At 51.8% G+C, this 25,109-nt stretch carries 27 protein-coding genes; 16 read left to right on the top strand and 11 right to left on the bottom strand.

Annotated elements, in window-relative coordinates; genetic code table 11:
* Positions 1-47: 47 nt before the first annotated feature.
* Together VGS11_11585 and VGS11_11590 are read right to left on the bottom strand one after the other, a co-directional pair.
* A complete protein-coding gene (locus tag VGS11_11585; GenBank protein HEV2120725.1) occupies positions 48-1,562 on the bottom strand; it encodes a hypothetical protein in 1,515 nt (504 codons plus the stop codon).
* Positions 1,563-1,652: 90 nt separating this feature from the next.
* Positions 1,653-2,210 (bottom strand): hypothetical protein, encoded by a 558-nt coding sequence (locus VGS11_11590; GenBank protein HEV2120726.1) that lies wholly within the window; start codon positions 2,208-2,210, stop codon positions 1,653-1,655.
* A gap of 98 nt (positions 2,211-2,308) precedes the next feature.
* On the opposite strand from VGS11_11590, the gene VGS11_11595 reads away from it, so the two are divergent.
* Complete coding sequence (locus VGS11_11595) at positions 2,309-3,208, top strand: arginase family protein (GenBank protein HEV2120727.1); 900 nt, start codon at positions 2,309-2,311, stop codon at positions 3,206-3,208.
* 57 nt (positions 3,209-3,265) lie between these two features.
* Here VGS11_11595 and VGS11_11600 read toward each other — a convergent pair whose 3' ends face one another.
* Complete coding sequence (locus tag VGS11_11600) at positions 3,266-4,336, bottom strand: DUF2332 domain-containing protein (protein HEV2120728.1); 1,071 nt, start codon at positions 4,334-4,336, stop codon at positions 3,266-3,268.
* Positions 4,337-4,442: 106 nt separating this feature from the next.
* On the bottom strand, positions 4,443-5,009 hold the full coding sequence (locus VGS11_11605; protein ID HEV2120729.1) for a hypothetical protein: 567 nt from the start codon (positions 5,007-5,009) through the stop codon (positions 4,443-4,445).
* A 105-nt stretch (positions 5,010-5,114) separates the two neighbouring features.
* Between VGS11_11605 and purS the strand changes: the two genes are divergently transcribed.
* Positions 5,115-5,378: a phosphoribosylformylglycinamidine synthase subunit PurS gene (gene purS, locus VGS11_11610; protein HEV2120730.1), complete on the top strand. Its 264-nt coding sequence runs from the start codon at positions 5,115-5,117 to the stop codon at positions 5,376-5,378.
* A gap of 12 nt (positions 5,379-5,390) precedes the next feature.
* Here purS and VGS11_11615 read toward each other — a convergent pair whose 3' ends face one another.
* A complete protein-coding gene (locus VGS11_11615) occupies positions 5,391-6,017 on the bottom strand; it encodes a hypothetical protein (protein ID HEV2120731.1) in 627 nt (208 codons plus the stop codon).
* A 223-nt stretch (positions 6,018-6,240) separates the two neighbouring features.
* Between VGS11_11615 and VGS11_11620 the strand changes: the two genes are divergently transcribed.
* The gene (locus VGS11_11620; protein ID HEV2120732.1) at positions 6,241-6,498 is read left to right on the top strand and encodes a hypothetical protein; all 258 of its coding nucleotides are present in this window, start codon (positions 6,241-6,243) and stop codon (positions 6,496-6,498) included.
* 108 nt (positions 6,499-6,606) lie between these two features.
* Here VGS11_11620 and VGS11_11625 read toward each other — a convergent pair whose 3' ends face one another.
* Complete coding sequence (locus VGS11_11625) at positions 6,607-6,963, bottom strand: hypothetical protein (GenBank protein HEV2120733.1); 357 nt, start codon at positions 6,961-6,963, stop codon at positions 6,607-6,609.
* Positions 6,964-7,163: 200 nt separating this feature from the next.
* On the opposite strand from VGS11_11625, the gene purQ reads away from it, so the two are divergent.
* The 13 genes from purQ to purM are packed head-to-tail and all read left to right on the top strand — an operon-like array spanning position 7,164 to position 19,239.
* Entirely contained in the window at positions 7,164-7,883 is a 720-nt protein-coding gene (gene purQ / locus VGS11_11630; protein HEV2120734.1) for a phosphoribosylformylglycinamidine synthase I, read from the top strand.
* A 1-nt stretch (position 7,884) separates the two neighbouring features.
* Complete coding sequence (locus tag VGS11_11635; protein ID HEV2120735.1) at positions 7,885-8,091, top strand: hypothetical protein; 207 nt, start codon at positions 7,885-7,887, stop codon at positions 8,089-8,091.
* A 3-nt stretch (positions 8,092-8,094) separates the two neighbouring features.
* Positions 8,095-8,298 (top strand): hypothetical protein, encoded by a 204-nt coding sequence (locus tag VGS11_11640; GenBank protein ID HEV2120736.1) that lies wholly within the window; start codon positions 8,095-8,097, stop codon positions 8,296-8,298.
* Positions 8,299-8,342: 44 nt separating this feature from the next.
* Positions 8,343-10,544: a phosphoribosylformylglycinamidine synthase subunit PurL gene (purL, locus tag VGS11_11645; GenBank protein HEV2120737.1), complete on the top strand. Its 2,202-nt coding sequence runs from the start codon at positions 8,343-8,345 to the stop codon at positions 10,542-10,544.
* Entirely contained in the window at positions 10,541-11,971 is a 1,431-nt protein-coding gene (gene purF / locus VGS11_11650; protein HEV2120738.1) for an amidophosphoribosyltransferase, read from the top strand. The genes purL and purF overlap by 4 nt, the downstream gene beginning before the upstream one ends.
* Before the next feature lie 7 nt (positions 11,972-11,978).
* Complete coding sequence (locus tag VGS11_11655) at positions 11,979-13,280, top strand: hypothetical protein (protein ID HEV2120739.1); 1,302 nt, start codon at positions 11,979-11,981, stop codon at positions 13,278-13,280.
* Positions 13,277-14,815 carry a phosphoribosylamine--glycine ligase gene (purD, locus tag VGS11_11660; protein HEV2120740.1) on the top strand — a complete coding sequence of 513 codons (1,539 nt, stop codon included), beginning with the start codon at positions 13,277-13,279 and terminating at the stop codon, positions 14,813-14,815. Before VGS11_11655 ends, purD begins: the two co-directional genes overlap by 4 nt.
* Positions 14,816-15,439, top strand: a complete 624-nt coding sequence (gene purN, locus VGS11_11665) for a phosphoribosylglycinamide formyltransferase (protein HEV2120741.1) — start codon at positions 14,816-14,818, stop codon at positions 15,437-15,439. It abuts the gene before it with no gap.
* Positions 15,436-16,296, top strand: a complete 861-nt coding sequence (locus tag VGS11_11670; protein ID HEV2120742.1) for a bifunctional 5,10-methylenetetrahydrofolate dehydrogenase/5,10-methenyltetrahydrofolate cyclohydrolase — start codon at positions 15,436-15,438, stop codon at positions 16,294-16,296. The genes purN and VGS11_11670 overlap by 4 nt, the downstream gene beginning before the upstream one ends.
* Positions 16,293-16,889, top strand: a complete 597-nt coding sequence (locus VGS11_11675; GenBank protein HEV2120743.1) for a 5-formyltetrahydrofolate cyclo-ligase — start codon at positions 16,293-16,295, stop codon at positions 16,887-16,889. Before VGS11_11670 ends, VGS11_11675 begins: the two co-directional genes overlap by 4 nt.
* Entirely contained in the window at positions 16,877-17,320 is a 444-nt protein-coding gene (purE, locus tag VGS11_11680; GenBank protein ID HEV2120744.1) for a 5-(carboxyamino)imidazole ribonucleotide mutase, read from the top strand. The genes VGS11_11675 and purE overlap by 13 nt, the downstream gene beginning before the upstream one ends.
* On the top strand, positions 17,321-18,187 hold the full coding sequence (purC, locus tag VGS11_11685; GenBank protein HEV2120745.1) for a phosphoribosylaminoimidazolesuccinocarboxamide synthase: 867 nt from the start codon (positions 17,321-17,323) through the stop codon (positions 18,185-18,187).
* 17 nt (positions 18,188-18,204) lie between these two features.
* Entirely contained in the window at positions 18,205-19,239 is a 1,035-nt protein-coding gene (gene purM, locus VGS11_11690) for a phosphoribosylformylglycinamidine cyclo-ligase (protein HEV2120746.1), read from the top strand.
* Positions 19,240-19,446: 207 nt separating this feature from the next.
* Here the strand turns inward: purM and VGS11_11695 are convergent, their stop codons facing one another.
* The 5 genes from VGS11_11695 to VGS11_11715 form a co-directional block, all read right to left on the bottom strand.
* Positions 19,447-19,815 carry an SHOCT domain-containing protein gene (locus VGS11_11695; protein HEV2120747.1) on the bottom strand — a complete coding sequence of 123 codons (369 nt, stop codon included), beginning with the start codon at positions 19,813-19,815 and terminating at the stop codon, positions 19,447-19,449.
* A 400-nt stretch (positions 19,816-20,215) separates the two neighbouring features.
* Positions 20,216-21,301: an IMP cyclohydrolase gene (locus tag VGS11_11700; protein ID HEV2120748.1), complete on the bottom strand. Its 1,086-nt coding sequence runs from the start codon at positions 21,299-21,301 to the stop codon at positions 20,216-20,218.
* The gene (locus VGS11_11705) at positions 21,298-21,894 is read right to left on the bottom strand and encodes a hypothetical protein (GenBank protein HEV2120749.1); all 597 of its coding nucleotides are present in this window, start codon (positions 21,892-21,894) and stop codon (positions 21,298-21,300) included. Before VGS11_11705 ends, VGS11_11700 begins: the two co-directional genes overlap by 4 nt.
* Before the next feature lie 135 nt (positions 21,895-22,029).
* Entirely contained in the window at positions 22,030-22,341 is a 312-nt protein-coding gene (locus VGS11_11710; protein ID HEV2120750.1) for a hypothetical protein, read from the bottom strand.
* A gap of 194 nt (positions 22,342-22,535) precedes the next feature.
* A complete protein-coding gene (locus VGS11_11715) occupies positions 22,536-25,091 on the bottom strand; it encodes an FtsX-like permease family protein (protein HEV2120751.1) in 2,556 nt (851 codons plus the stop codon).
* Positions 25,092-25,109 lie beyond the last annotated feature (18 nt).

Raw genomic sequence — 25,109 nt, forward strand, 5'->3', positions numbered from 1 at the left:
AAAGTTCTATGGAAAGAGCCGTTGTCTCGTATGGATTTCTAGGAAAGCTAGGCCAAAGCGTCGTTGTACAATGCGTCTAGAACTGAGTAGGCTTCCTCAGGTGTCGACGGATTCGCGGGCAGTATGTCTTCAGCGATCGACCGTTCGAGTATCTGGCGGATGCAGTACCGTAGTTTAGTGGGGGTTAGACTGGCTTCCACGTTCCACATAGGATGATCCATGTTCACGAAAACCGTTCGAGCCCCATTCTTGTCAGTCTCAACATACGCCTGGCCCCGATCCCCTCCGTGCGCGATGTCGAAAGCGAGGACCTGGTCTTTCAGATGGATGACGCTACGCGTGGCGTCCCGAGGATGAGTCTTCGACTTTCGGCCTTTCCGGAGACCCAACCCGTTTTCCTTTTTCGCCACGTTATGTGTCGTCTGACTGGTCTTGGACGTTGTCTTGGCTTTGAGTATCGCTTTTGAGAGTATCTCGATGTTGCGCCGCAGACTACGCCTCAATCTCTCTGCAATTTCTCGATTCAGATATTGTATGCTGCGGAGCTCTCTGCGGCTGGCTGTCTGTCTAAGGAACTTGTAGACCCTGTTCCGAACAAACCCCCGCATGGCCTTCTCAAACACTTTCCACTGTGCACTGTCTCGTTCGAACTCATTGCCACCGGGCAGTCGCCTTAGAAAGTCGGCGTTGACCCAACCCTGAATACGGTTCAGCCCATGAATTCGATACTGATCGAGACCGAAGAACTGGTGTTGCAGACAGGTGATGTGTTTCTGCTGGACGCTCATACCTGCTTCAGAGATTCCAGCGCGTGTCTTTGAGATAGGAAGAATCAAGACCTCGCCGGTAATCTTCCCGTATTCTGTGGCAATGTTGACAGGGAGGAGCGTTGCGCCGCGGAGTTCTTCTGGTTTCACCGGCTCGCCGTTAACGTAGACTTCGAACGGTCCGTATCCTCGCAACGCAAGGACGTTCGCTCGAGCAAGCAGAGCCCTGCGGACGTCTCCGGGATCAGTTTTCTTCGTTAGCGATTTGATCCTGATTCTCAACCCGTCGTGGTTCAGCGGTGCTTGAATGACTCGCATGGGTTTCCAGGTGGACTGGTCAGTCGGCGCCCAGTGACGATCGATGAGGGACTCAGTGAGCATGATTGTCCGGTCGAACCGTCCTTTGTGGACTTGGAGTTCCAGCTCGCGGCCTAGAGTCAGCCAGGCAAGACTGCCCATCCCATACGACTCGCGAATCGGACGCTTGTATTTCGGCGAGAAACCTTCGCCGGTTGTTTTTCCTTTGGTGAGAAACTCTCGCAGGCCCTCGAGGTCCATTCCATGGCCCCATTCCTCGTATTCGATATGGGACCCGGAATCAGGGATCTTGATCTCGACCCTTGTTGCTTCTCCCCACATCCAGGAGTTGACGACAAGCTCGACAAAGAATTGCGCCGCATCGGTGTATTGTCGTCCAAGCGTCTTGATGATGCTCTTGTGAGTGGAGACGCGAAGGTCCTCGTCGAGTAAGGAGTGTACTGCTCTCGCTGAATGTATCTGCCTTCTCGTCGCCAAGGATGTTGTCGATTGTCGTATGGAAAGTCGGCCGGATAATGGAGTGCTGTAACCGTTATTGTCGAAGATGGGGAAAGGGTCGTTTGGTTTCTAGTTTCGGCTGCCGGCTTTCCTGGTCTTCTCGTTCGCCGGCTCGGGGGCTTCTGGGAAGAGATCTTTAGGCATTCCCGCTAGTACGTCAGACAAAGAATCCCGACCTATCGGTCCGGGAGCTCCGCCTTGGAAAGGCCGGATCCTGTTGAACAAGTCGTCTATCTTGTTTGCCATCTTCATCTTCTCATTGATAGTAGCATCAAGCTCCTGTCCGTTTGCTTCCAGCTGCTGGATCCTTGGAGCTAGTCCCTCGATGCCCCTTGAGACTTCGAGCATTCCATTCACCGTTGCGAGTGACGATCTTAGAGTTGTAATCTCCTTCTGCATTCCCTCCCGATAACTACGCAGCCTATCGAGAATGGGCTGGTAGAGGCGCAGAAAGTCGACCATGAGATTCTCAAATTGTTTGATCGCCAAAGTGAATTTGTCTTCTCTCTTTTTCTCCGCGAACTGTTTCGCTGTCCCTAGGAGCTTCTCGCGGAGGGCAACTCGCTCAATGACATCATCTAATACCTCTCGCACATTGTAGGACTCGTCAAATATGGTCTCGCGCATTGACCGTCGATTGTCTTCGCAAAGTGCCGAGCCTTAAGAGGCACGTCACTCTAAACTCCGCTTTAGGGTACTAAACAAAAGGAACGAGTAGGAGTAGCTTGGGAGTATCGTTCGTCGGAATCCCGTTCTATACTCTGGCAAAATATCGGCGTATGGGCGACGCGGTCAAGAGTCTGAGGAGAGCAGGGATCGTCCATAGAATAAAGCTCGCAGACAGCGAACTCATCGATCTCGGCGACATCGATTGCCCTTCCATCAAACGCGATCATGGTCCTGAGAACCTCAGGAACTTTGAAGAATTCGTGGAAGGAACTCGTAGGGTCAGAGACAAACTCGCCGAGCAAGCCACCTCGTCCAGGATCACCTTCTGCCTCGGCGGTGACTGTGCCTTCGTTCCGGGAAGTCTCGCAGGGCTGAAAACAGTTTACAAAGGAAAACCGGGAATGGTATGGCTTGATGCCCATGGCGACTTCAACATTCCAGACACAAGCCCATCAGGCTTCATCGGTGGCATGCCTTTAGCTATCGCGTGCGGCAAAGGCCCGAGACTAACCGCGGATATCGAGTCCCAAAGACCACTTTTGGACGAGAAGAATGTCATCCATGTTGGCTCGCGGTCCCTCGACCCGGGCGAGGACGAACTCCTCGGTGGCTCTGTCAAGCTCTTCCCGGCAGCAGAGTTGAAGAAACGGGGCGCGCAAGAGGCTGCCCTTCAGATCGCTAGATTTCTAGGTGGCTCATGCGATTGGGTCATCGCCCATCTCGACGTGGACGTTCTAGATCCATCTGTCATGCCGGGAGTGGATTTTCCCGAGCAAGGAGGGTTGTCCAGTCAGGACATTCTCGAGATCTTCCATGCGCTACATTCCACAGACAAGCTCAAGGTTGTAGATCTAACAGCCTTCAATCCCGGGCTGGACAAAGGGAACAGGGGCAGGTCGCTACTTCTGGATCTCGCTCCCAAACTCGTGAGTCGGTATGAGCCCACGAGCCTCTAGGGCTTTCCTTCTTCCTCTTTGAGAATCTTCTCTGGGCAAGGAGTGGACTCGAATCACTCAGTCCGGGCGGTTCATCCATTCTAGCCATTCTCCATGTGCGTGGCACCGGGCCAAGATTTTCTCTGTTCTTACTCCGTCAATGAATCTTGCCAGACCTAGTAGAGGGGTTTCTGACTCTGAGGGCCACTCTATCCAGACGAGAGACATGTCTCTCTTCTGAGATGTTTTTGTCAGGAGTGAGTGCAGCTTCTCACGTGGTTCTTTGCTGGCCAGACTGAGGGTGAACGAGTGGTAGATGCACAATGGTACTTTGTCTGGGATTTTCCCGATGAGGTCGGGTAGGAGGTCGAAAGCATTTCCATTGATGATTCTGGGAGGAGCTTGCTTGGCAACCTGGATGGCGGGTTCCAGTTGTCTAGCTCGTTTCGGATTGTCAGGCCAAACGAGAGCTCGCAACCATAGAACATTCTGGGCGTCATTGAGGTCGATGGGGGAAAGGTCTATGCCTGTTCGAGAGACCACCTTTGGCAATTGCCTTGGTATCGGAGGACGATTTTCTCCGCGAAGGGAGCACTCGATCTTTACTGGGGAGTTCGGGTCTCCGCACTCTAAGCGCTCTCCATACCAATAATGGTACTGGTCCCATAGCAGAGTGAGTCCTGCGCTGGAACCAATCTCAATCATGGTTAAGGGCTGACGTTTCGTTTGAGCCGCTACAAGTTCGAACGCTGGAATCAACAAAGCGCAGCGGCCAACCTCATTCGTCTGAACAGAGTGAGTCCTCATGATCTCCCGGATATCTTCCGGATGCTCGAGTACAAAGCTACGGAAGTACGGATAGACGTAGTCGTAGTGCCGAGAGGAGTTGTTCAGGCTTGGATAGAAGGCGGCGAGCTGATGGTGCTCGCCTTTGAGCAACAACAGATGCACGGCGGCAAAGAACAGGTTGGGGAGAGCAGCTTTCTCTTGAGCGCCGGCTGCTAGCCTGAGGAGTTCAGGGTCCTCCGCAACTCTGAGGGCGAGATTGATGTAAAGCGGTGACCGATCGGCATAGATCTTGGTAGCAAAGTAGCGGAACCGTTCAGCGGTCTTGTCCAGAAGTAAAAGAGAACCCGTTGACTCGCTCATGGACCACTGATTCTGGAAGTTGTCAATGCTAAACTTTCGGTCGTAACAGTCTCGTCATGGCATTAAATCCCTCTCGGAAATATTCGAAGTTTGAGAATTTTTCAGTCTAACGTGTGAATCGTTTCATCTGGCCAGTTACGATCCTCGATCCTACAGATAGCTGGGGTTTTCCCAAGAGGCCTGTCAAGACCTCTTTATGACCGTCTTGCCATCGAGGTAGACTGTCAATCGAGTCCTGTATTTCGGAGAACAAGTTCTCGTAATATCTCAGGTTTGGTTTTCTCTGGTCGAGTAGTTGCCAGTCTAGTTGGGTGTAGATCGTCTCCCTTCTGTCCCCGTTTCCATCATGTATCACGGCTTCCGCTTCGAACATGAAGTCCTGATTCTTTTCACGGAGGGCGAGATAGAGGGCGAAGGGAACTCTTGATGGAGGCGAGAAGGCGATGTAACCGCTCTCGTGACGGTCGAATCTCCGTCGAAGATTTGCCCAGTGGCCTCCGCTGCAAGACGAGAAAGTCTTGTATCCCTTATCGTTAAGCGATGAAACAATCCCGCGTATCGCCGGGTCAATGCGTGAAATATTCTTTCCAGATTCTAGGTTCTTCCAGTTTGACGCGTCGAGTTCTCCCAACCTCTTTGAATGGGCGCGTGGCAGGAATTCGTGAGACAACATCTAGACTATAATCAGCCCAACTTGGCTAGAATGTCAACTCTTCGGGCCCTTGCTGGGGCTGTCCGAAATAAGAGATTAAGGGAGCCATGAAATAATCTATTTGCAATGTCGTCGCCAAATTTCACTGTAGAAGTAGTGGTAGAGAATAAGCCACTGGCTCGGGATCCTGAGGGGGAGACGATTCACCACAATTTGATCCTCAAGGGAGGCTACTCACAAGTGACGAACGTTCGGGCCGGCAAGCTCTTGCGTATGAACGTTGAAGCCAGCTCCGCGGAGGACGCTAAGCAGCTTGTTCGGAAACTCTGTGATGATCTCCGGATTTACAACCCCGCAGCGCACATCTGCCAGGTCAGGATAGTGACCTAGCAAAACATGCTCTCAATGTCTTGATTCCACGATACTAGAATGCCGAATCCTAGAACTATCGTCCAAGTTTCCTAGTTCTTTGCCCGTCGGTAGAGGAAAGCGAAAAATAACCTGGTTTTCGGTCCTCTCTGTCTCGACCTTCAACCCAAGAAGTTTTTCGACAGATAGTCTCACCCATTCTCCGTAGTGGATTGACCACTTCATTCCCCTCCCGTGTTTCAGGACGACAGTCGTAACATGGCCGCTAGTTGATTCCTCGTACTCGAAGTGGCCTCCGTAGGCTGCTAAGAGTTGCAGCCCTTTCAGAAGTGTCTGAAGAGTGACCTCGCCGAAGAAGAAGGTAACGAAGTCTCTCACAGAGTTATCGGCAACCCACTGGGCGTACTCCCGAACTTCATCATCGGAGAGATAGTTCATGATTCTCGTGAGACTGGCACCAGCTAAGGTGACGCCACCGAACCGTGAAGCGTTAATGTCCCAGAGAACATACCTTCGGAGCCCCCTATTGACTAGGGAATTGAGACTGATCCCCTCCTGCCGGGCGTAATTGTGAAGGGACTTGTCAACATCCTCGTCTAGTCGAATGCTTCTGACAACTGATTTCGAGTGCGGAGCGCGGGTGGTGGTAATCTCTGTCAAACCGTTACAAGACGAGAAGAATTTGCCAGAAGTCCCTATAAGCGTTTTTTCCTAATGGAAATGGAACAGGTCTCCTGACCTTATTCGACTACAATTGCAACCAAATGTAGTTGCATCATTGAAATATTGAGATCGCAGTCTCTTTCAATTAGGCGAAGGAGACATACTGACACAATACCTCTCATCGTTTCAGCTTCTAGACTCTGGCTCAGAGGAAGAGAAAGTGCGGGTTTTCTTGGAGCGGTTTCCGGAGCACCAGAAAACCCTGAAGCTTGCCATGGTTCATGAGAAATCGGGAGAAGACGAGGCGGACTACCGGGGCTGGCAGTGGAGTGATGTTGAGGTTCACCCCACGAAGCTGATGAGGCTCGTGATCGAGGGCATCAGCAAGGTCAGCCTCAAAACGAGGCACTCAACCTACTACCTGCTTAGGGACAGGAACGCAGTGAAGAAGGTGCTAAGCTCTCCGGTTCAAATCTGATCTTGAACTAGTCCCCATGACACATCAGAAGATCTTTAGAGATAGGTAGATCTTGAAGAGTTCTGGACTCACGTGAGACTGCAGGTTCGTGAATAATGTGCGCACGATTTACCAACAGCTGGATCGTATTTCTTGAATCGTCCATTCCAAGGTTTTCAGAAGTTTTTGCGGTTCGATTTTTAGGGTGGAACAGATCTGGAACATTATGACGTGCTTGATGGCGATCGAGAACCGTGAGAAGACGGAGTCAAGGGCAGCGTCTACGTCTTCTAGGTCGAAGTCCCTGATACCGTTTCTCTCCTGAAGGAAAGAGAGGATTAGGTCAAGATAATCGTCTCCTACCATCCGAACACTCTCGAGGATAGAAGTCTTGACGACTTGATCGAACTCTGTTCGACCTACCCGCGTCCTTCCGTCAGCTCTCTTGTCGAATCTCTGCTTCGGAGTCAGCGTGAGGCTTCTCACAGAGAATCGCTCTATTAGTTCGGAAAGGTAACCAGGCTGGTACTCTCGGGGCAGACTTCCTTGAGTGCCAGAATGACTAGTGATATTTGATTGTGCCATCGGTATCCGGACCCGTATTTCTTCAATCGATAGGGTGACACGAGCGTGTTAAAAAAGGGCTTAATAGGCGACGAAATTCACTACTTTAGGAACCCTGCATAATGGTAAAGGTCGCTGTCGTCCAGTTCCCTGGAAGCAATTGCGACCTAGACGCGCTAGAAATTCTCCAGAAAATCGTGAAGATCCCAACAGAGCTTGTATGGCACAAAGACCTGAAAAATGATCTTTATGACGCCTACGTTCTTCCCGGAGGCTTCTCATACGGCGACTATCTCCGCGCTGGCGCAATAGCTGCCGCAAGCCCCAGTCTAGAAACTATCGGAGAGGCGACAGATGAAGGCAAACCAGTCCTTGGAATATGCAACGGCTTCCAGATTTTAGTAGAAGCCGGAATCTTACCCGGTGCCGTCCTCCGAAACACCGGCCTACGATTTGTATGCAAATGGACACGACTGCGAGTAGAGTCGACTAGAACACCGTTCACAAGACAGGCCATCAAGGGACAGATCCTGCGGATTCCAATCGCTCACAACGAAGGCCGATACTATCTCGACAAGGACCAGCTCGCTGAACTAGAAATGAACAAGCAAATAGTTCTACGATACGTCGACGAGAATGATATCCCTACGGAGGATTCAAACCCCAACGGTTCCCTAGACAACATCGCCGGAATATGTAACAAAGAAGGAAACGTTATGGGACTCATGCCCCACCCAGAGAGGGCCTCTCTCCCAATTCTATCTCCAGACAATCATCCGTATGGTAGAATCATCTTTGACTCAATGGCTGAGACCCTCAAACATTCTCTTGGAGAGGAGTAATTTGACCCAGCAGACCCGCTCGATTCGCCGTCTAGTTTTAGGCATATTCTCCATCGCCCTCGGCATCATCTCACTCTTTGCGTTCTTCTCCGTCACCTACATCGCAGGCGTCGGTTTTCTCGGCGGTTTCTACGGTTTCATATTGATCGCATTAGGCGTTGGCCTGATCCTTCCGAAAAAGGAGCAAAAGAACGAGGAGATTCAATAACATTTGACAAAAGAATCTACCCCCAAAAAGCGAACGTATCCGCGCGCAACTGCCCTTGTGGCAGGGCTCATCGCGGGAGTCGTGGCGGGTCTCCTTGCATATCTCCTCGCCGGCCTTTCCGGGTTCATCATCGCCTTCATAATCGGAGCAATTACAGGTTCTCGCGCGACGCTCCTCGTTAGTCGAGGGAGGGAGCAAACACCATGACCCGATCTGCCATTGAGGCGCCTCAAAGTTTAACCTTGGTTGAAGTGCAGAGGCCCAATCTCACCTATGAGGAGGTCCAATACGCAGTCAAGAAGCTCCAACGCGAGCCTAACGAGGTTGAGTGGGCTATGCTTGAAGCGCAATGGTCTGAGCACTGCAGCTACAAGTCCAGCAAAGCACTCCTCAAACAACTACCGAGCAAGGGGCCAAGAGTCCTGGTCGGACCGGGTTTCGACGCGGGAGTCATCGACATTGGCGACGGCTGGGTTATAACACTCCACATAGAATCACACAATCATCCCAGCGCCATTGATCCTTATGGCGGAGCAGCCACCGGCGTAGGAGGAGTAGTTCGTGACATTCTCAGTCTAGGAACACGTCCCATTGCCCTCCTCGACCCGCTCAGGTTCGGATCGATAGAAAGCACTCACACCCGCTGGCTTTTCGATAACGTAGTTCGAGGAATAGCCGATTATGGCAACTGCATTGGCGTCCCAACCGTCGGGGGAGAAGTGGAGTTCGACCCATCCTTCGAGAGAAATTGTCTCGTCGATGTAGTTTGCGTCGGTCTCGGCCGAAAAGACAAGCTAGTCCTGGGCGAAGCACGCAATCCAGGAGACCTAGTATATCTTGTCGGAGGAAGAACGGGACGAGATGGCGTCCGAGGCGCTAGCTTCGCTAGCAAGACGCTCACCGAAAAGTCCGAGACGGAACGATCAGCCGTCCAAGTTCCGGACCCCTTCACCAAGAAACTCATCATCGAAGCGATCCTAGAAGCAGTTGATGCTGGCATTCTCCGGGGAATGAAAGATCTCGGAGGTGGGGGCCTAGCTTGCGGACTATCAGAGATTGCAGCGAAGGCTGGAACAGGCATGGAAATTGACCTGAACAAGGTCCAGACACGCGAGCCAGGCATGCAATCCGCGGAGATCATGATATCGGAATCGCAAGAAAGAATGCTCCTCCTAATCCGAGAAAGGGATGAGAAGAAGCTATCAAGTATCCTTGACAAGTGGGAACTGAGCTACTCGAAAATAGGTCGGGTCACCAAGGAAGATCTGCTGATCATCAGACAGGGAAATGAGATTGCCGCTAATGCGCCCGCCAAGTTTGTCGCTGAAGCACCGCTCTCACCAAGATCAACGAGGCGACCAGGATATCTCGATGATATCGCTGAAGTTCCCGAGCCGGTCATTTCTGACCATCTCGATCAGGCTCTCCTCCAACTTCTCTCGACCCCAGAGATTGCGAGCAAGGAATGGGTATACCGTCAGTATGACCACGAAGTTGGAATCCGAACGGTCGTCAAGCCTGGGCAGGCCGATTCTGCACTGTTACGTCTCCCCAACAAACGCTCCATAGCTCTCACAACCGGCGGCAACAGCAAACAATGCTATGTAGATCCTTACTATGGAACTATGGGAGTCGTATCAGAGACATTCTGCAATCTCATCGCTAGTGGTGCAGAGCCAGTCGCGGTTGTCGATCACCTGCAGTTTGGAGACCCTGGAAATCCCGAGGTTTATTGGACGTTCAAGGAAGCAATTCGAGCCATCTCCAATTATCTCAGAGCTATCCGGGTCCCATGCGTTGGTGGCAAGGTCAGCTTCTACAATGAAGATTCCACCAGCGGCAAGGCGATCAAACCCTCGCCCGTCATCGCCGCTATAGGTCTCGTAGAGTCAGAGACTCCACGTATTCTGCAGGCTGTCAGAAGAGAAGGGAACGATCTAGTCGTCGTCGGCAACACTTCCAGTGAAATGGGTGGAAGCGAATACTACGAACACATACACAAGCTCACAGGTGGCAAGGTCCCCAGAGTCAACTTGAAGAAAGAGAAGATACTCTTGCGATCACTCTTGAGGATCCTGAGAAACGGCCATGTAGAAAGCGCCCACGATGTCTCCAAGGGTGGACTAGCAGTTGCACTGGCAGAGATGGCGGTTCAAGGTCGCAAAGGCATAACTGTTGAACTCAAGAAGATTCCCAACAAGACGGGCAGAACCGACACCCTACTATTCTCAGAATCAAGATCAAGATTCGTCCTCGAAACAAAACCCAGGAACACAACTAGAATAGTCAACTCTTTCAAACGACTTGGAATACCCGCTGCGAGGGTCGGAACTGTTACTGACAACGGGATCGAATTTCTCTCGAAGGGACAATCCATCATCATGATCCCTGTCGCTGAAGCCTCAAGGGCCTGGTCTGAAACGATCCCGCGTGCAATGGAGGCGACGCTGTGAAAGAACACTGTGGGGTCCTGGCCATATACTCCATGCAAAACCAGCCCGTCGCCGAACGGATCGTCAAAGGACTCGCGGCCCTCCAGCACCGAGGCCAAGAATCATGGGGAATAGCTGTCCCCGGCGAACCCATACTCAAGGGCCTAGGCCTGATCGGCCAAGGCGCCGATACTAATGTGAAGAAGATTCTCAGCTTCACCAGCAACCGTGGAATAGGACACGTACGCTACTCGACCCGTGGACGGACGACCCTAGAGAATGCCCACCCGCTCGACATTCGCGGCGAGTTCGCCATCGCCCAGAATGGAACGATCGCGAACACCGAAGATCTCGAGCCTGTCGTCCAGAAAGAATTTCCGATATTGGGCTCCACAACTGACACGAAGCTGGCCGGATACCGTCTCCTCCAACACTACCGTGCTGAACAGGACTGGACGCGTGCGTTCCACAAATTGAGCAAGGAGCTGAGCGGGTCCTACAGTTTCGTCATGATAACTCACGATGGCGAGGTATTGGCGGCCCGGGACGAGGCCGGCTACAGACCCCTCTGTCTAGGATACGATCCTGACACAGATACCCATATCGTAGCGAGCGAGAGCTGTGCGTTCACCGCTCTCCAAGCCGACTTTGTCCGGGATATTCAACCCGGGGAGCTTGTTAGCTTGACCAAAGACGGCCTCAAAATAACAAGATTCGCTGAGTCTCCACGCCATTACCATTGCCCGTTCGAATACACATACTTCGGTCACCCCAGCAGCAAGATCGATGACCACTATGTCTACAACGTGCGCCGACAGCTTGGGAGAGTCCTAGCTCGCAAATACCCGTTCAAGGCCGATGTTGTCATTCCGGTCCCCGACTCCGCTAGACCCGCAGCCCTTGGCTACTCTGAAGAAAGTGGGGTACCGATGGAGGAGGGTTTGATGAAAGACCGCTACAGAAGAAAGGGAAGCCTTCGCAGCTTCATTGAGCCAACAGCGAAGAGCCGTGAAGAGATCGTTCGCGAAATCATCACCATCAAACCAGTCGTTGACGGCAAAGATGTCATCGTGGTCGATGACAGCATCGTCCGGGGAACCAGTAGCAGAAACATTGTACAATCCCTCCGTGACGCGGGTGCCAAGAAGGTCTACATGGTCGTCACCTTCCCGCCCATCAGACATCCGTGCTACATGGGTATCGATTTTCCGACAAGGGAAGAATTGCTTGCGAACAAGGCGGATGGTGAGACGCTCAATATTGCGGAGCTCAACAAGAAAGTCGCACGAGAAATCGGAGTCGACGGGCTCGGCTACAACGATCTCAACGGCCTCAGCGAAGGAATAGGCCTCAGAAAGGACGAGATGTGTTTCGCCTGCGTCACCGGCCAGTATCTAGGTCTAAAGAAAGATCCTGTGCTTCGAACTCGGGAAGAAATGAAGGCCTAGCACAGCAATGCCAGGCCTTGTAGGCTTCTACACCTTTGGCGAAGGGCGCGAAACCTGGACCGCATCCCACTTCATCCACTTTGGGCTAAGCGCCCTCCAAGGACGAGGACAAGAATCCGTCAGTCTCGCAACAATCGGACCTGAAAAAACTCTGCATACCCTCGCAGGAAAAGGGGGTGTCGAAGAATTCTTCCAGAAAAGCAAGACAAGTCTTCCCAAGGGGTTCATCGGAATCGGTCAAACATCCTCTTACTCCGACGATTATCTGGTCCATGTCAAAGCGCCCTACGAGCTAGTTCTGGCACTTGACGGAAAGACAGATCTCCACGAAGACCGCGGCGAAGCCACCAAACTTTTCGCACGCCAGCTTTCGCAGCTCCTCCACAGCGAGAAGGAATCCCTCAAAGCAACTTCAATGATAGTCAACAAGATTGGAGGCGGATACTCCTTCGTCGCCCTCACGCACAAACAAGAACTCATCACAGGAAGAAATCCCCTGGGCGTAAAACCTATGGAAACAGGGAGTGTTGGTTTTGATATTGCAGCCGTCGCGTCAGAGACTTGCGCTCTAGACGTCATGGGCATTGACCACACTGGACCCGTCGAGACCGGAGAGGTCGTCATATTCACTCCCGAGGATATTCGCGGAGGCACACCCGCGGCCGACGCTGGCAAGTTCTGCAGCTACGAATACGTCTACCTAGCAAGGCTCGACAGCAAAGTCAACGGTCTCCCAGTTGGCAGGATCAGAAACAAAATTGGCAGAGAACTAGCCAAAGCTCATCCAGCTAAAGCAGACGTTGTCATTGGTGTTCCAGAGACAGCCCTCCCAATTGCGAATGGATACAGCCAAGAGTCCGGCCTTCCCCAAGAACCCGGATTCATGCGGACAGGAGAGAACATTCGTGCAGCCCTCAAACTATCACAGAAGGAACGTCTCATAGGAGTACATCTCAAACTTAACCCAATCAAGAGCGCCTTCGAAGGCAAAGATGTCGTGCTGCTAGACGATAGTGTCGTCCGAGGAAACACCCTGCGAAATACCATTGTCAATCTCAAACGCGACGGAGCTCACCAAGTTCATGTCCGAATCGGAAGCCCCGCCCTCGTCTCATCATGTCCCTACGGAGTTGAGATCCCGCCCAGAGACGAACTGATCTCTAGCAACCTGAGTGAGAAAGAACTCACGAATAATGTTAGAGCCGACAGTATATCGTTCATGACGGTGGATGAACTCCAGCGCGCCATAGGCATTCCAAGACAAAATCTCTGTACACGTTGCTTCGAGAACGGAGGCGCGAAACGATGAGAGTAATGGGTGTGGGAGGAGGTGCACGTGAGCACGCACTTACTTGGAAGTTGAGTCTCAGTGATCACAAACCGGAGATTTTCTGGGTCGCTGAAAATCGGAACCCGGGGATCCATAAGATCTGCAAAGACAACCAAGGAGAGCTACGCGTCGGCAGAACGACGGATCCAAAGACGATCGTCAGATCTGCTCGAGGCTGGGGAATCGACATTGTGGTTGTAGGACCAGAGGAGCCTGGCTTCCAGGGCATTCCAGATGCACTTGAAAAAGAAGGTATCCAGTGCATTGGGGCCAGCCAAGAGCTCTCGATCATAGAAAGGTCGAAAGCAGACCTCCGACGCCTGCAATGGGAGAATAATCTCCCTGGCAAGCTGCTCTTTCGAACCTTCAAGAATCCACGAGAGGCCTCGGACTATATCCGGAAGAACATCGAGACGCAACCCTGGCTTCAGAACATCGTCATCAAACCCGCGCGTCAGTCTGGGGGTAAGGGTGTAAAGCTGATCGAAGACCGACAGGCCTACCTTCACGATGATAAGCAGCATTTCAAGGAAGCCTACTTCAATTCACTCCAGGCCAGCATGGCCTCGTACGCGGACATCGCAGACAAGATTCTGATCGAAGAGAAGGCCTGGGGTCCCGAGTATTCTCTCCAATGTTTCACAGATGGTAAGACCATTTTGGGCACTCCCCTAGTCCAAGACAATAAGAGCGCTCACGAATTCGACAGCGGGCCCGAGACCGGCGGAATGGGAAGCATCTCAGGTCCTGACGTAACACTCCCGTTCATCACCGGCGAAGAATACGACAGGTCGCTCAAGATCGTCGAAGGAATCGTTCAGGCAATCCAGGAAAAAACCGGCAAGTCCTATCACGGCATGGTCGGCGGACAGATGATGCTGACAGAAAACGAGGGGCCCACAATTATCGAGATGTACTCAAGGCTAGGCGATCCGGAGGCCCTCAACATGCTTGCCATGCTCAAGACAGACATTATCGACATCTTCCAGGCCATCGTTGAAAGACGACTGTCAAAGCTGAAGCTCGAATTCACCAACGAGGACGCTGTGGTCGTGAAGGTCGTTGCTCCAAACGGCTACCCCGAAAAACGAGACAAAGCGAAAGGCCACCCCGTCCAGGTCTTTGAGACCAATATCAAACGAAACGGCTGCTATCTCTTCTGGGGAAGTGCTGACCTCCAAGATGATAATCAAGTGGTCACAGGCGGGTCCCGCCTTCTGGCACTGATGGCCATGGACCACACTTTACCCCCAGCCAGCGCTAAAATCGAGAAAACAGCCTCGAGTATTCAGCTTACTGATGGATGGGGGCTCTACCATCGAACTGACATAGGCACAGAAGACCTGCTGAAGAAGAGAACGAACTCAGCAGAACGTGTTCGTCGGATATACAAGTACAGGGAAGAACATGGGATTCTGGGAAGTAGGACGGAATGGGTTCCGAGGATCGGCAGGGTCGATCCTTCACAACCCTTGCTCGAAGAGACGCATATAGAACAGAAAAGGCCCAGCTGAATGGTCCCGATTGGCGTCTTGGCTTCAGGACGAGGGTCAAACCTTGACGCCGTCCTAGACGCGATCGACAATCACTATCTCACCAAGTGTAAGGTCAAGATTGTAATCAGCAACCGACCCAATGCACCGGCTCTTGATGTAGCCAAGAAACATCATGTTGAAACAGCCACCCTAGACGACAACGGTGTCCCAAAGAGAAGCTGGGAGTATGACCAGCATACCATCAAAGCCCTCGAGTCACATGGCGTCACAACCAAAAAGGGCCTCGTCGTCCTAGCCGGATACTTCAGAATAATCTCTGACCAGTTCGTTGATCTCTTCAGGATGCGAATCATCAACATACATCCTTCTCTTCTGCCCTCCTTCCCAGGACTGGATCCTCAGAAGAAAGCAATTGAGCACGGCGCGAAAATCAGTGGTTGCACCGTGCATTTCGCGAACAAAGAAGTTGATGCTGGCCCCATCATACTCCAAGCGCCCGTCGCGATCCGCGACGACGATACCGTGGAAACGCTTTCGAACCGTATCCTTAGGGAAGAGCACCGAATTCTTCCGGAAGCAATCCGACTCCTCACAGAAGATCAGTTGAAGTTAGAGGGGAGGAGGGTTCTCTTCAAGAATTGACAGCTATTCTAATGGATGGAAAACTGGTGGCTGGAGAGGTGAAGAAACAGGTCGCCCAACACGTCGAACAACTCGGAAGACATGGCACTAAGCCTCTCCTCGCCACAGTCCAGGTTGGAGACGATCCTGCGAGCGCTTCCTATCTCAGAGCCAAGCATAAGGCCGCTGAAGAGGTTGGAATAAGCTCCGAGAGCCACCACCTTCCCGGGAACACGCCACAGGATAAACTGGAAGCCTTGCTCGGGCAGCTTAACACCAACCCTAAGGTCAATGGTATACTCGTTCAGCTGCCACTGCCGCTAGGGTTCGATGAAGAAAAGGTCGTCGAGAGAATAATCCCGTACAAGGATGTTGACGGACTACACCCGATCAACGCGGGCAAACTGGCCTCGGGTCATGAGGAGCTAGTTCCTTGCACGCCTAAAGGCGTTATCAAACTCCTGAACTTCTACAAAGTTTCAATCGCTGGATCCAGGTCAGTAATAATCAATCGAAGCAATCTGGTAGGAAGGCCTCTCGCCAACCTTCTCCTCAATCGAGATGCGACGGTTACCGTTTGCCACTCCAAAACACCTAATCTTTCAGGGATGACGCGGACCGCTGATATCTTGGTCAGCGCGGTCGGAAAAGAGATCTTTCAGGTTCGCGTGGACCATGTGAAGCCCAACTCGGCTGTCATCGATGTCGGTTTGACAAGAGTTAACGGGAAGCTTCGGGGGGACGTGGATTTTGACAAGGTCAACAAAGTCGCTGGATATATTACGCCAGTCCCGGGAGGTGTTGGACCCATGACGGTGGCATGTCTACTTGAGAACACTGTACTGGCTGCGAGTATTCAGATTGGCTTGAAAGTTTGACCGAAGCAAAGATTGCTGTCGAGAAGGAACAGTTCCGACGATACATTCTATCTCTTAGAGATCGACAGTCAATTCGAGACATTGAACAGAAGAGTCTGGAGATCATGGATCAGGTTCTCCACCTACACGAGTATGTTCGCGCGAGAGGGATTGCCTGCTATGTCAGCAAGGACAGCGAAGTTGGTACTCGACAGCTGATTCGAAGAGCGCTCGACAGCAACAAGCGGGTCCTCATCCCCGTTGTAAAGAAAGGAGACATTGACCTATTCTTCTCCGAGATCAAAGACCTCGGAATAGAGCTCGCGCCGGGAAGCTTCAACATTCCCGAACCCAAGACGGAGTTTCTACGGCCCGAGAGCCTCGACGCGGTCGACGTAATTTTCGTTCCAGGTATTGTGTGGGATAAGGAGGGCTACCGGCTTGGCTGGGGCAGAGGATATTTTGATCGTGTTCTCAAGACACTCCCGGAACATGTTCGTTCGATTGGTCTATCGTTCAATCTGCAGCTTGTGAATCGTGTTCCTCGGGATCAATTTGATTTACCAGTGAACACGGTAGTGACGGAATCTCGTGTTGTGCGGTGTCACATTTGACCAGAAACGTCAGCATACTCATGGGGTCCGAGAGCGATCGGGAGATCGCTAAGAAGGCAGAGACGGTGTTTGAGAAACTTGGCATTCCGTTCGAGACAAAGGTTCTCTCTAGTCATCGCAATCACAAAGAGCTAGACAGATATGTAGAGGCTTCGAAGTCCGATGTGTTCATTGCCATAGCAGGTCTCAGCGCGGCCTTGCCTGGTTTCGTAGCGTCCCTGACTAACAAGCCGGTGATAGGGGTCCCTGTCTCAGGCAAGCTTAATCTCGACTCTATTCTATCAATAATTCAACTTCCGTCAGGCGTTCCTGTCGGCACCGTGGGCTTGGACAATGGAACGAACGCGGCGCTATTGGCCGCTGAGATACTCGCGCTCTCCGACTTAGAACTTGCAAAGAACCTCCAACAATATCGTGGTGGTCGTGCCTAGATGCAGGAACCCGTTAGCGAGTCCGAAAACGGATTGTCGTCCGTGCCGTTCAAGCGTGGCAAGGTGAAGGACATCTACGATTTCAACAGCGAGCAACTATTGTTCGTTTTCACTGATCGAGTGTCCGCCTATGACATTGTCCTGCCCTCGACGATTCCCCGGAAGGGGGAAGTGCTTTGCAAGCTGGCGGCCTACTGGTTCGACTATCTGAAAGTACCGCATCATATGGTGCGGGTGGAAGATACCAATCGTATGGTTGTCCGGAAGCTGAAGATGATTCCAGTTGAATGTGTTGTCCGTGGTTATCTCTACGGTAGTCTCTATGAGAGACTTGTCAAAGGAGAGGTCAATTTACCGGTAAGGCCGATCAACGCTGCCAAACTTCCTGAACCATATTTCGATCCGACTACCAAGTCCGACGTGAAGGATGAGCCTGTTACAGTTGATCAGATTGTCAATGAGGGATGGCTGGACCTGGAAGAGATTACGGCGCTCAAGGATAATAGTCTCAACATCTACAAGAAAATGTCCGAGCGCGCGGACAAGGCCGGCTTCATCCTTGCTGATCTCAAACTGGAGTTCGGGTTCGACGAAGAGAGCAACATTGTGCTGGCAGACTCCATTGGGCCTGACGAGTTTCGCCTCTGGCCGAAGGAGTACTATTCTCCAGGCAAGAACCAGGAGAGTTATGACAAGCAGTTGATTCGTGACTGGCTTTCAAAGGTCGGTTTCAAGAAAACCCTTGATGAGGCGCGGAAGGCCGGACAGCCATCTCCTAGACCACCAGATCTCCCCAAGGATCTGATCGAGGAGACGAGTAAACGGTATGTTGTCGCTTACGAGCGCTTAGCGGGACTGAAGCTCTAGGATTGCCTCGGCCCCGCATGACTTATGCCAGAGCGGGAGTCGACGTTTCTCAAATCAGGAAATCCCACGAGGCTCTCGCTAGAGGGCTCGAATCAACCTTCAAGACTCGCAAAGGGAAAGTTGGGCATCCCGTTTTCCCGATTGGCCACTATGCAGGTCTTGTTGATCTCAATGATGGTCGGGTCCTGAGTCTCCATACCGATAATGTCGGGACCAAGGTCATCATTGCTCGGATGATGCAGAAGTACGATACCATCGGGATAGATTGTGTCGCTATGTGCGCGAATGATCTGATCTGCACAGCAGCTGAGCCCATCAGTTTCCTCGACTACCTTACCATGGCTAAACACGATAGTCGTATTATCAATGAAATCGCAGTTGGTCTTGTAGAAGGAGCAAAACAATCTGGAATGGCAATTGTTGGTGGCGAGACAGCCATCGTCCCAGACCTTCTCTCAAGCGACCCCGGGCTAGACCTTGCAGGGATGGCAGCGGGAATTTGCAGCAGGAAAGATCTCATCCTCGGAGACGAGATTCGAAAAGGGGACGCTTTGGTCGGGGTTGCCAGTTCGGGAATACACTCAAACGGTCTAACCCTCGCCAGGAAAATTCTCCTAAGAGAATACAAGCTGAAGGAGAGTGTACCGGAGCTCGGCCGAGGCATCGGTGAAGAACTACTAGAACCCACTCGAATCTATGTCAAATCGGTTCTTGAGGCGACAAGAAAACTGGAGGTTCACGGGCTCGCTCACATAACAGGCGGAGCGTTTGCAAAAATAGACCGAATAGTGGGACAGGCAAGATTGGGAGCAAGTATCGAACAATTGCCTCCTACACCTGGAATTTTCCGTATTATTCAGAAGCGTGGAAGGGTCTCCGACTTGGAAATGTATCGGACTTTTAACATGGGAGTGGGCTTCGTCTTAATTTGTCCTCAGAGAGCCGAGGACGCTGTGATTCGACTCTTCATGAGACACGGTCACAATGCATTCGATCTCGGACGAGTAGAGAAACAGAGAGGAATTCGAGTCAAAGACAAAGCCGTCAACTGAAGACTGTCGCATGAGCCCCTCCACTTGGTGCTCAATTTAATAATCCAAGCGGAGTAAATAGCCTAAATTTCTCGTTGAAACTGTTGACGAGGCTCCCTAAGGAGCTGGAAGGAATAAACTTGAGGCCACAGGATCGTGTCATTCGGAAAGGGAAAGGCTCGAAAAAAAGAGGGCCGGCTTCAGCTTTTTCTTAGCCTACTAGAGCGATTAGGTGGTACTGTGTTGTTGGAGGTCGCGCATCATCTGTTCGAACTGTTCCTTGGTGATCTCTCCTCTTGCGTATCGTTCGCGGAGGATGTAGTAGGATTCGTCTTGGTAACGCCAGTATCTTCCTCGGTAGCCCCATCCCCATCTCCATGGAAAGAATAGCCATCTTACTATCCAGAAGAAGGCGAAGAAACCGAAGATGAAGAATAGTGGGAATGGGAAGAACGGGTAGTACGTGCCGGCTACAGGTGCCGGTCGGGTTTCGTAGAAGAATGCTGAAACTGCGATTGATGCTACAATGACTGCGACGAGCGCGAATATGCCCCAAGCAAAGAAGTGTCGAGGACGATTCCAATCATGTTGACTCATGCATTTCGCCTCCTTTGCCAATGGTTTCGATATCGGTATAGCGATATCGGATATCGGATATCCGGTATAAGGATTCTCTCATTCGATTCCTGCGTTGGTGAGGTCAAGAAAAGCAGGCCGGGACGGAAGTTATCCTCCGTTCCAAGTCACTCCAACAAGGAAATGCGGTAGGAGCAACATACTAAGAATCAGGGCAGCAACAGTCACGAATGTCATTCCCAGGTTAACCGCTAGGTTTTCAGCCAAAGATGTGACTCGAAAAGGCTCGTAACTATTCCCGATTGCCGAATCAGAAGCAAGCTCCTCGGATTCCAATAGATACCAACCTAACCTTGGTGTGACCTTGGTTATAAACAATCAATACGAACAAGAAAGCTCGGAATCCTGATTCAGTTCTTTCCTAGAAATGCCTGAAAGATCGCTCCCCTGTAAGCACCATCTTAATGCCATGTTCATCACAGGCTCTGACGATAGCTTGGTCTTCAACCGACCCGCCCGGTTGAATGATCCCTAAGACTTTTTCTTTGGCCAGTGCCTCGATGTTGTCTAGCTTGGGAAGAAATCCGTCAGAGGCCAACACGCTTCCCTCCAAGCTATAGCCAAGCTTGTGCGCCTTGTCAGTAGAGTTCTCAATAGCCCCTATCCTATCTTGTTGGCCGGTCCCGATAGCGAGAGATGTTCCGTTTCTCCAGAAGACGACAGCGTTCGATCGAACCTCACATGCCACCCACCATGCATGCAATAGATCTAGATATTCCTGATCTGACGGCGTTTTCTTAGTAGGAACCGGAAGCCGTTTCACATCATCCATCGATAATACACCTGTCCGATAGTGATCCTCGATGATCAAGGATCCATCATCCAGAACCACAACATCAGGTGGCATTGTCATGCCCTCCTTGCGTTGAGCTGGGACTTCTCCAACTCGTATGTCCCTCTTGGATTCGAAAACCGCTAATGTTTCAGAACTATATCCCGGTGCATAGACTACTTCGACGAAGGTCTTCATGATCTCTTCTGCAGTTCTCCTGTCAACTGGAGTGTTGGACACTACCACGCTTCCAAAGGCGGCCCGGTTGTCCGCGTCTCGAGCGCGGACGTACACCTGACTCAGACTGTCCTGTCCTCTGGAAACAGAGACCCCTGACGGGTTGAGATGTTTCATTACCGTGACAGTTGGTTCTTTGAAATAACTGACAATCCGTAACCCGTGGCTGCCATCTTCAATATTCGTTGCTGAAGGACCGTCCTTGCCCCACTTTACCCAGTCGACGTTTCCAATCCCGCCTTTCGATTGTTTCGGTCGGTACAAGGCTGCTTTCTGGTGCGGGTTCGTTCCATAACGGAGCCCCCGCATTCGGCCTTCTACTTTCCATTGGACCTTTGAGTACTCGAACACCTTGTCCCCCATCGTGATCTTGAGCGATGATGGTAGATCCTCGTCCCGTGCTGTCCGGTAGATGCGACGGATCTCCTGCCCGCTCATCTCTTCACCTTGCCCAAGTAACTCTTTATCGCAGCATCATACTCCGCCGTCACTGCGAAAGCCTCCCGAGCAAGCTTGTGCCTCAACTCATCTCTGATCTCCTCATGCTTGTCCAGTTCCCTTATCAGGACGTCATACTGGGCAGGTCTGGTTACCGGGACGACTCTATTGTTGAGAAACGCGCCTTTCGCCGCAGCACGGATCAACGTGACGCCTCCAATATCGATATTATCAATCGCCCTCCGCAGGTTCACGGGGTCGCTTTTCACAACCTCCCGGAACGGGTACAAGTTCACCACAACGAAGTCCACCGGTTCGATCGCGTTCTCCTGTAGATACTTTAGATGCGCAGGATCCTTCAAGTCGCCTAATATTCCGGCGTGGATTTTGGGATGCAGGGTTTTCACCAATCCACCCGGCATTTCAGGGAACCCTGTGTAGGTTGAGACTTCGACGACTTCATGTCGGAGTTTTCGGATGGCCTGAGCGGTCCCGCCTGAGCTGATCACTTTGATCTTGTGTCTTGCAAATGCTCCGACAATATGTTCCAGCCTAGACTTGTCATAGACAGAGATCAAAGCATTGCCGACCATGGTTTTCGCGCAGAGCCTGCCGGAGTCCAGTGTATTATTTAATCTGGGCTCCACGACAATTTTCGAATAACGTCATTCTAGCAGCTAGATTGCCCTCTGTGGTGGCCGGCGATGCCCAAGACCCCGCGCTAGGAACTAGCGGAAAGGAAACACTGCACCAAATCGTAATATCTTTGCTATAATGCTGGTTTCGGTGGGGACCTGGTTCTGGGTTGCTATGGTCAAGAATACTGTTTCATCGTTGGCGTCCGTGGTAGGTGTGCTTGGAATGGTGAGTTTTCCCTCGGGAAAAGCGTCTTTGGAAACTACCAGGTCAGGTTCAATAATGGTTAGTGTCTTGGTGATCGATCTTGCTCTAGTGTGCACGGAAGCGCAGTAGAAATTAGATGTGCATTCACTAACTAATGGCGGGGCGCTGGTGAAATTAGTGGGCGCCGCTGAACTCATGTGTTCCTGCTCTATGGATGCGGGGAAAGATGGTGTCACTGGGCCAGCAGTTGAAAAGCTACGAGAAACAGGTGCGTGTTGTGGGTGCTGGCTTGACTTGGCCATGCCGGCTCAGAATGATTATTCTATCCTGCGAAAGCTAAGCTCGCCGTACCCGAATCCAATTCCCACCAGTAACGGGTCTTAGTTGGCTATTACGCTTGTTCGAGAGCCTTTGTGATCTCCATTCTAGAAGCGCGCAAAGCCGGATAAAGTGACCCTGCCACTACTGCCAGAATTGCCAGTCCGAAGGATTGCAGCATCGCGACGTATGGGACTACAAATGGTAGATAGAATCCTGCTAGGGTCGTACTATTCGTCGCTCCCTCCAACAGGAGCAGACCTCCGGGGATCGCGAGAAGGAAACCGAATACTCCGAGGAGGATTCCCTCGCTCAGAAAAAGCCCGGAGACTTGTCGCCTGCTCATTCCTTGTGATCGTAAGAGCCCGATCTCGCGCTTTCTGTCGGTGACGTTCATGATCATTGTGGCGCTTATTCCGAGCGTGGCGATTAGGAGGGCGAAGTAGAGTACTAGCAGGATGATCGTGAATATCCTGTTGATTGTGTCCCTGACCAGGGAGAGGAGTTGTCCGAGGGTCAGCGAGTTCTCCGCGAAATCGTATTTCGGATACGAGGAAGCGATATCGCGAGCGATAGGGGAGGCGGCTGATTTGTATTGAGGCTTTAGGTCCACTAGGAAGAGTGGCGCGTTGTAGTGACCGCCAAAGAATTTGTTCTGGGAATTGAACGAGACAACGATCGTGTCGCTGGCGAAACTGTTTCCAAACTGAATGTACTGCAGGACCGGACCGGTGAATATTCCGGCAACCCTGAAGTCAACGGGCGTCGGGATGTCCATTGTGATCTTTCCGCCGGTGGATACGCCTAGTCTAGTTGCTAGAGAATCAGGTAACAACACGGTTTGGTTGTTGCTCGCGAGCTGAGCATACACCTGTTGTGGAGAGGGAGAATTGACGAACTGATAGTTTATGATCTGAGGGAATACGGTTGGGTCGACTGCTAGTACCCCGACTGATGTGTTGTTGCCTTTGGGACCGAAAACCTTCGGGCTGACTGGGAAGAAACTAGGTCCCAGTGGGGTCGCGGTCGAGATCTGTGGTAAGCTGGTGAGATTGTTTGCGAAGCTGATCGGCAGGGATTGGTTTGCGATCAGGATTATGTCAGCGCCGAGTGCTTCCTGAATTCCTTGGTCAAGAGCGGTTTGGACCCCGCCCTGGATTCCTCCGAGCATGATGACGAAGCTGAGGGTGATCGTGATCATTCCAAACGAGATTGCGTTTCTGAGTAACCTTCGTCTTCCGTTTCTCGATGCGACGTATCCCACTGCCCTTGAGAATGGCAGGAGAGGTGCTGTAAGTACTCGGCCTGATCGTCCGAATAGCACGGCTCCAAGAATGACCAGTCCGAAAGGTATGAGCGCGACGTCGAGATATGGTACGTGGAAGGGCGTGAGTCTGGCAGCCTCCAGCGATCCAAGCGTTAGCATTCCTACGCTGACAATGACAATAATGGAATCTGGGACTTTGGTGCGCGAGTTTCTAGCAGATGGCCGAATCGCCTGGATAATGTTGATCCGGCTTGCGGAAGCGGCAGGGTAGAGGGATCCAGCGAAGACTGCCGCGAATCCCGCTCCCAGGCCCATTAGGGTAATGGTCGGGGTGAGCTGGACTAGGGGTAGAGATGGGATTTGGAGAATGTTCTCTGCCACCGCGGTAAAGGCCCTCGAGAGGGCTAGCCCAGTAACCACTCCGGCGATTGTGCCGACAGTCCCAATCAACATTCCCTCCGTCAAGAATATCCTGAAGATCTGTGATCGGCTGGTTCCTACAGCCCTCATCACTCCGATCTCATACGTGCGTTCGTTCACTGTCATGAACAAGGTGTTGAAGACAATGAATGCGCAGACGACTAGGGCGACTGCCACCATCACGTTTAGCCCTAGTTCGAACCCTGCCGTCTGTCCGGCTATTCTCTGAACCGCTTCGGCCTTTGGCGCGCTTATGTTGAAGAGCGGTGAGTCTAGGAGATGTTGAATCTCGTCTCGGACCTGCGGTGCTCTAGTTGGGTCTTTGAGAGTTGCGTAGATGTGGGAGATCATTCCCTGAAAGCTGAGTTCGGATTGTAGCTGAGGGAGATAGACGTAGATCGAAGCGCCGATGTTGCGTAGGGGATGGTTGATTCCAACTACTGATAGTGTAATGGTGACATTGGTTCTGGCGAAGAGGTTTGGGGTGAAGACGTTGATGTTAGATCCGACTCTCAGTCCGAATTTCTGGGCAAGCCCGTCGTCTACCGTTGCTTGGCCTTGGGCGAGACTCCTTGTCCCGGTGATATTGAAGCTTGAATAATCGAAGTCCGTCCCGTTAACTCCTACCAGGGGAAAAAATGTTCTGTTGTCAGTGGTGCCAAACCAGACGAGTCTTACGGCTGTTTGTTGAACCTCTGAGACGCTCTCGACCTTGTCTAGATAATTGGTCTGGAATACGGGAGGGAGTCCACCATAGCTCACAACGATGTCTGTGTGGCCCCAGAACTTGTTGATGTAATTCGTGAACTCGCCAGTTGCGCTTGCAGTTGCGAGATTTATCCCGACGAGCAAAGCGACTCCTAGAATAACTGCTAGAATTGTCAGCGCGGTTCTCGCGCGCCGCTTCGGGAGGTTGCGGTACGCAATCTTCGCAGAGAGCAAGTCTAGGCCTAGTTTTCG

This window comes from Candidatus Bathyarchaeia archaeon (assembly GCA_035935655.1).
Classification (GTDB): Archaea; Thermoproteota; Bathyarchaeia; order 40CM-2-53-6; family 40CM-2-53-6; genus 40CM-2-53-6.

Coding starts and splice junctions, on each gene's coding strand:
- VGS11_11590 (HEV2120726.1), bottom strand. CDS start 2,210: ATGCGCGAGACCATATTTGACGAGTCCTACAATGTGCGAGAGGTATTA.
- VGS11_11600 (HEV2120728.1), bottom strand. CDS start 4,336: ATGAGCGAGTCAACGGGTTCTCTTTTACTTCTGGACAAGACCGCTGAA.
- VGS11_11605 (HEV2120729.1), bottom strand. CDS start 5,009: ATGTTGTCTCACGAATTCCTGCCACGCGCCCATTCAAAGAGGTTGGGA.
- purS (HEV2120730.1), top strand. CDS start 5,115: ATGTCGTCGCCAAATTTCACTGTAGAAGTAGTGGTAGAGAATAAGCCA.
- purQ (HEV2120734.1), top strand. CDS start 7,164: ATGGTAAAGGTCGCTGTCGTCCAGTTCCCTGGAAGCAATTGCGACCTA.
- VGS11_11655 (HEV2120739.1), top strand. CDS start 11,979: ATGCCAGGCCTTGTAGGCTTCTACACCTTTGGCGAAGGGCGCGAAACC.
- purD (HEV2120740.1), top strand. CDS start 13,277: ATGAGAGTAATGGGTGTGGGAGGAGGTGCACGTGAGCACGCACTTACT.
- purN (HEV2120741.1), top strand. CDS start 14,816: ATGGTCCCGATTGGCGTCTTGGCTTCAGGACGAGGGTCAAACCTTGAC.
- purC (HEV2120745.1), top strand. CDS start 17,321: ATGCAGGAACCCGTTAGCGAGTCCGAAAACGGATTGTCGTCCGTGCCG.
- purM (HEV2120746.1), top strand. CDS start 18,205: ATGACTTATGCCAGAGCGGGAGTCGACGTTTCTCAAATCAGGAAATCC.
- VGS11_11695 (HEV2120747.1), bottom strand. CDS start 19,815: ATGAGTCAACATGATTGGAATCGTCCTCGACACTTCTTTGCTTGGGGC.
- VGS11_11700 (HEV2120748.1), bottom strand. CDS start 21,301: ATGAGCGGGCAGGAGATCCGTCGCATCTACCGGACAGCACGGGACGAG.
- VGS11_11705 (HEV2120749.1), bottom strand. CDS start 21,894: ATGGTCGGCAATGCTTTGATCTCTGTCTATGACAAGTCTAGGCTGGAA.
- VGS11_11710 (HEV2120750.1), bottom strand. CDS start 22,341: ATGAGTTCAGCGGCGCCCACTAATTTCACCAGCGCCCCGCCATTAGTT.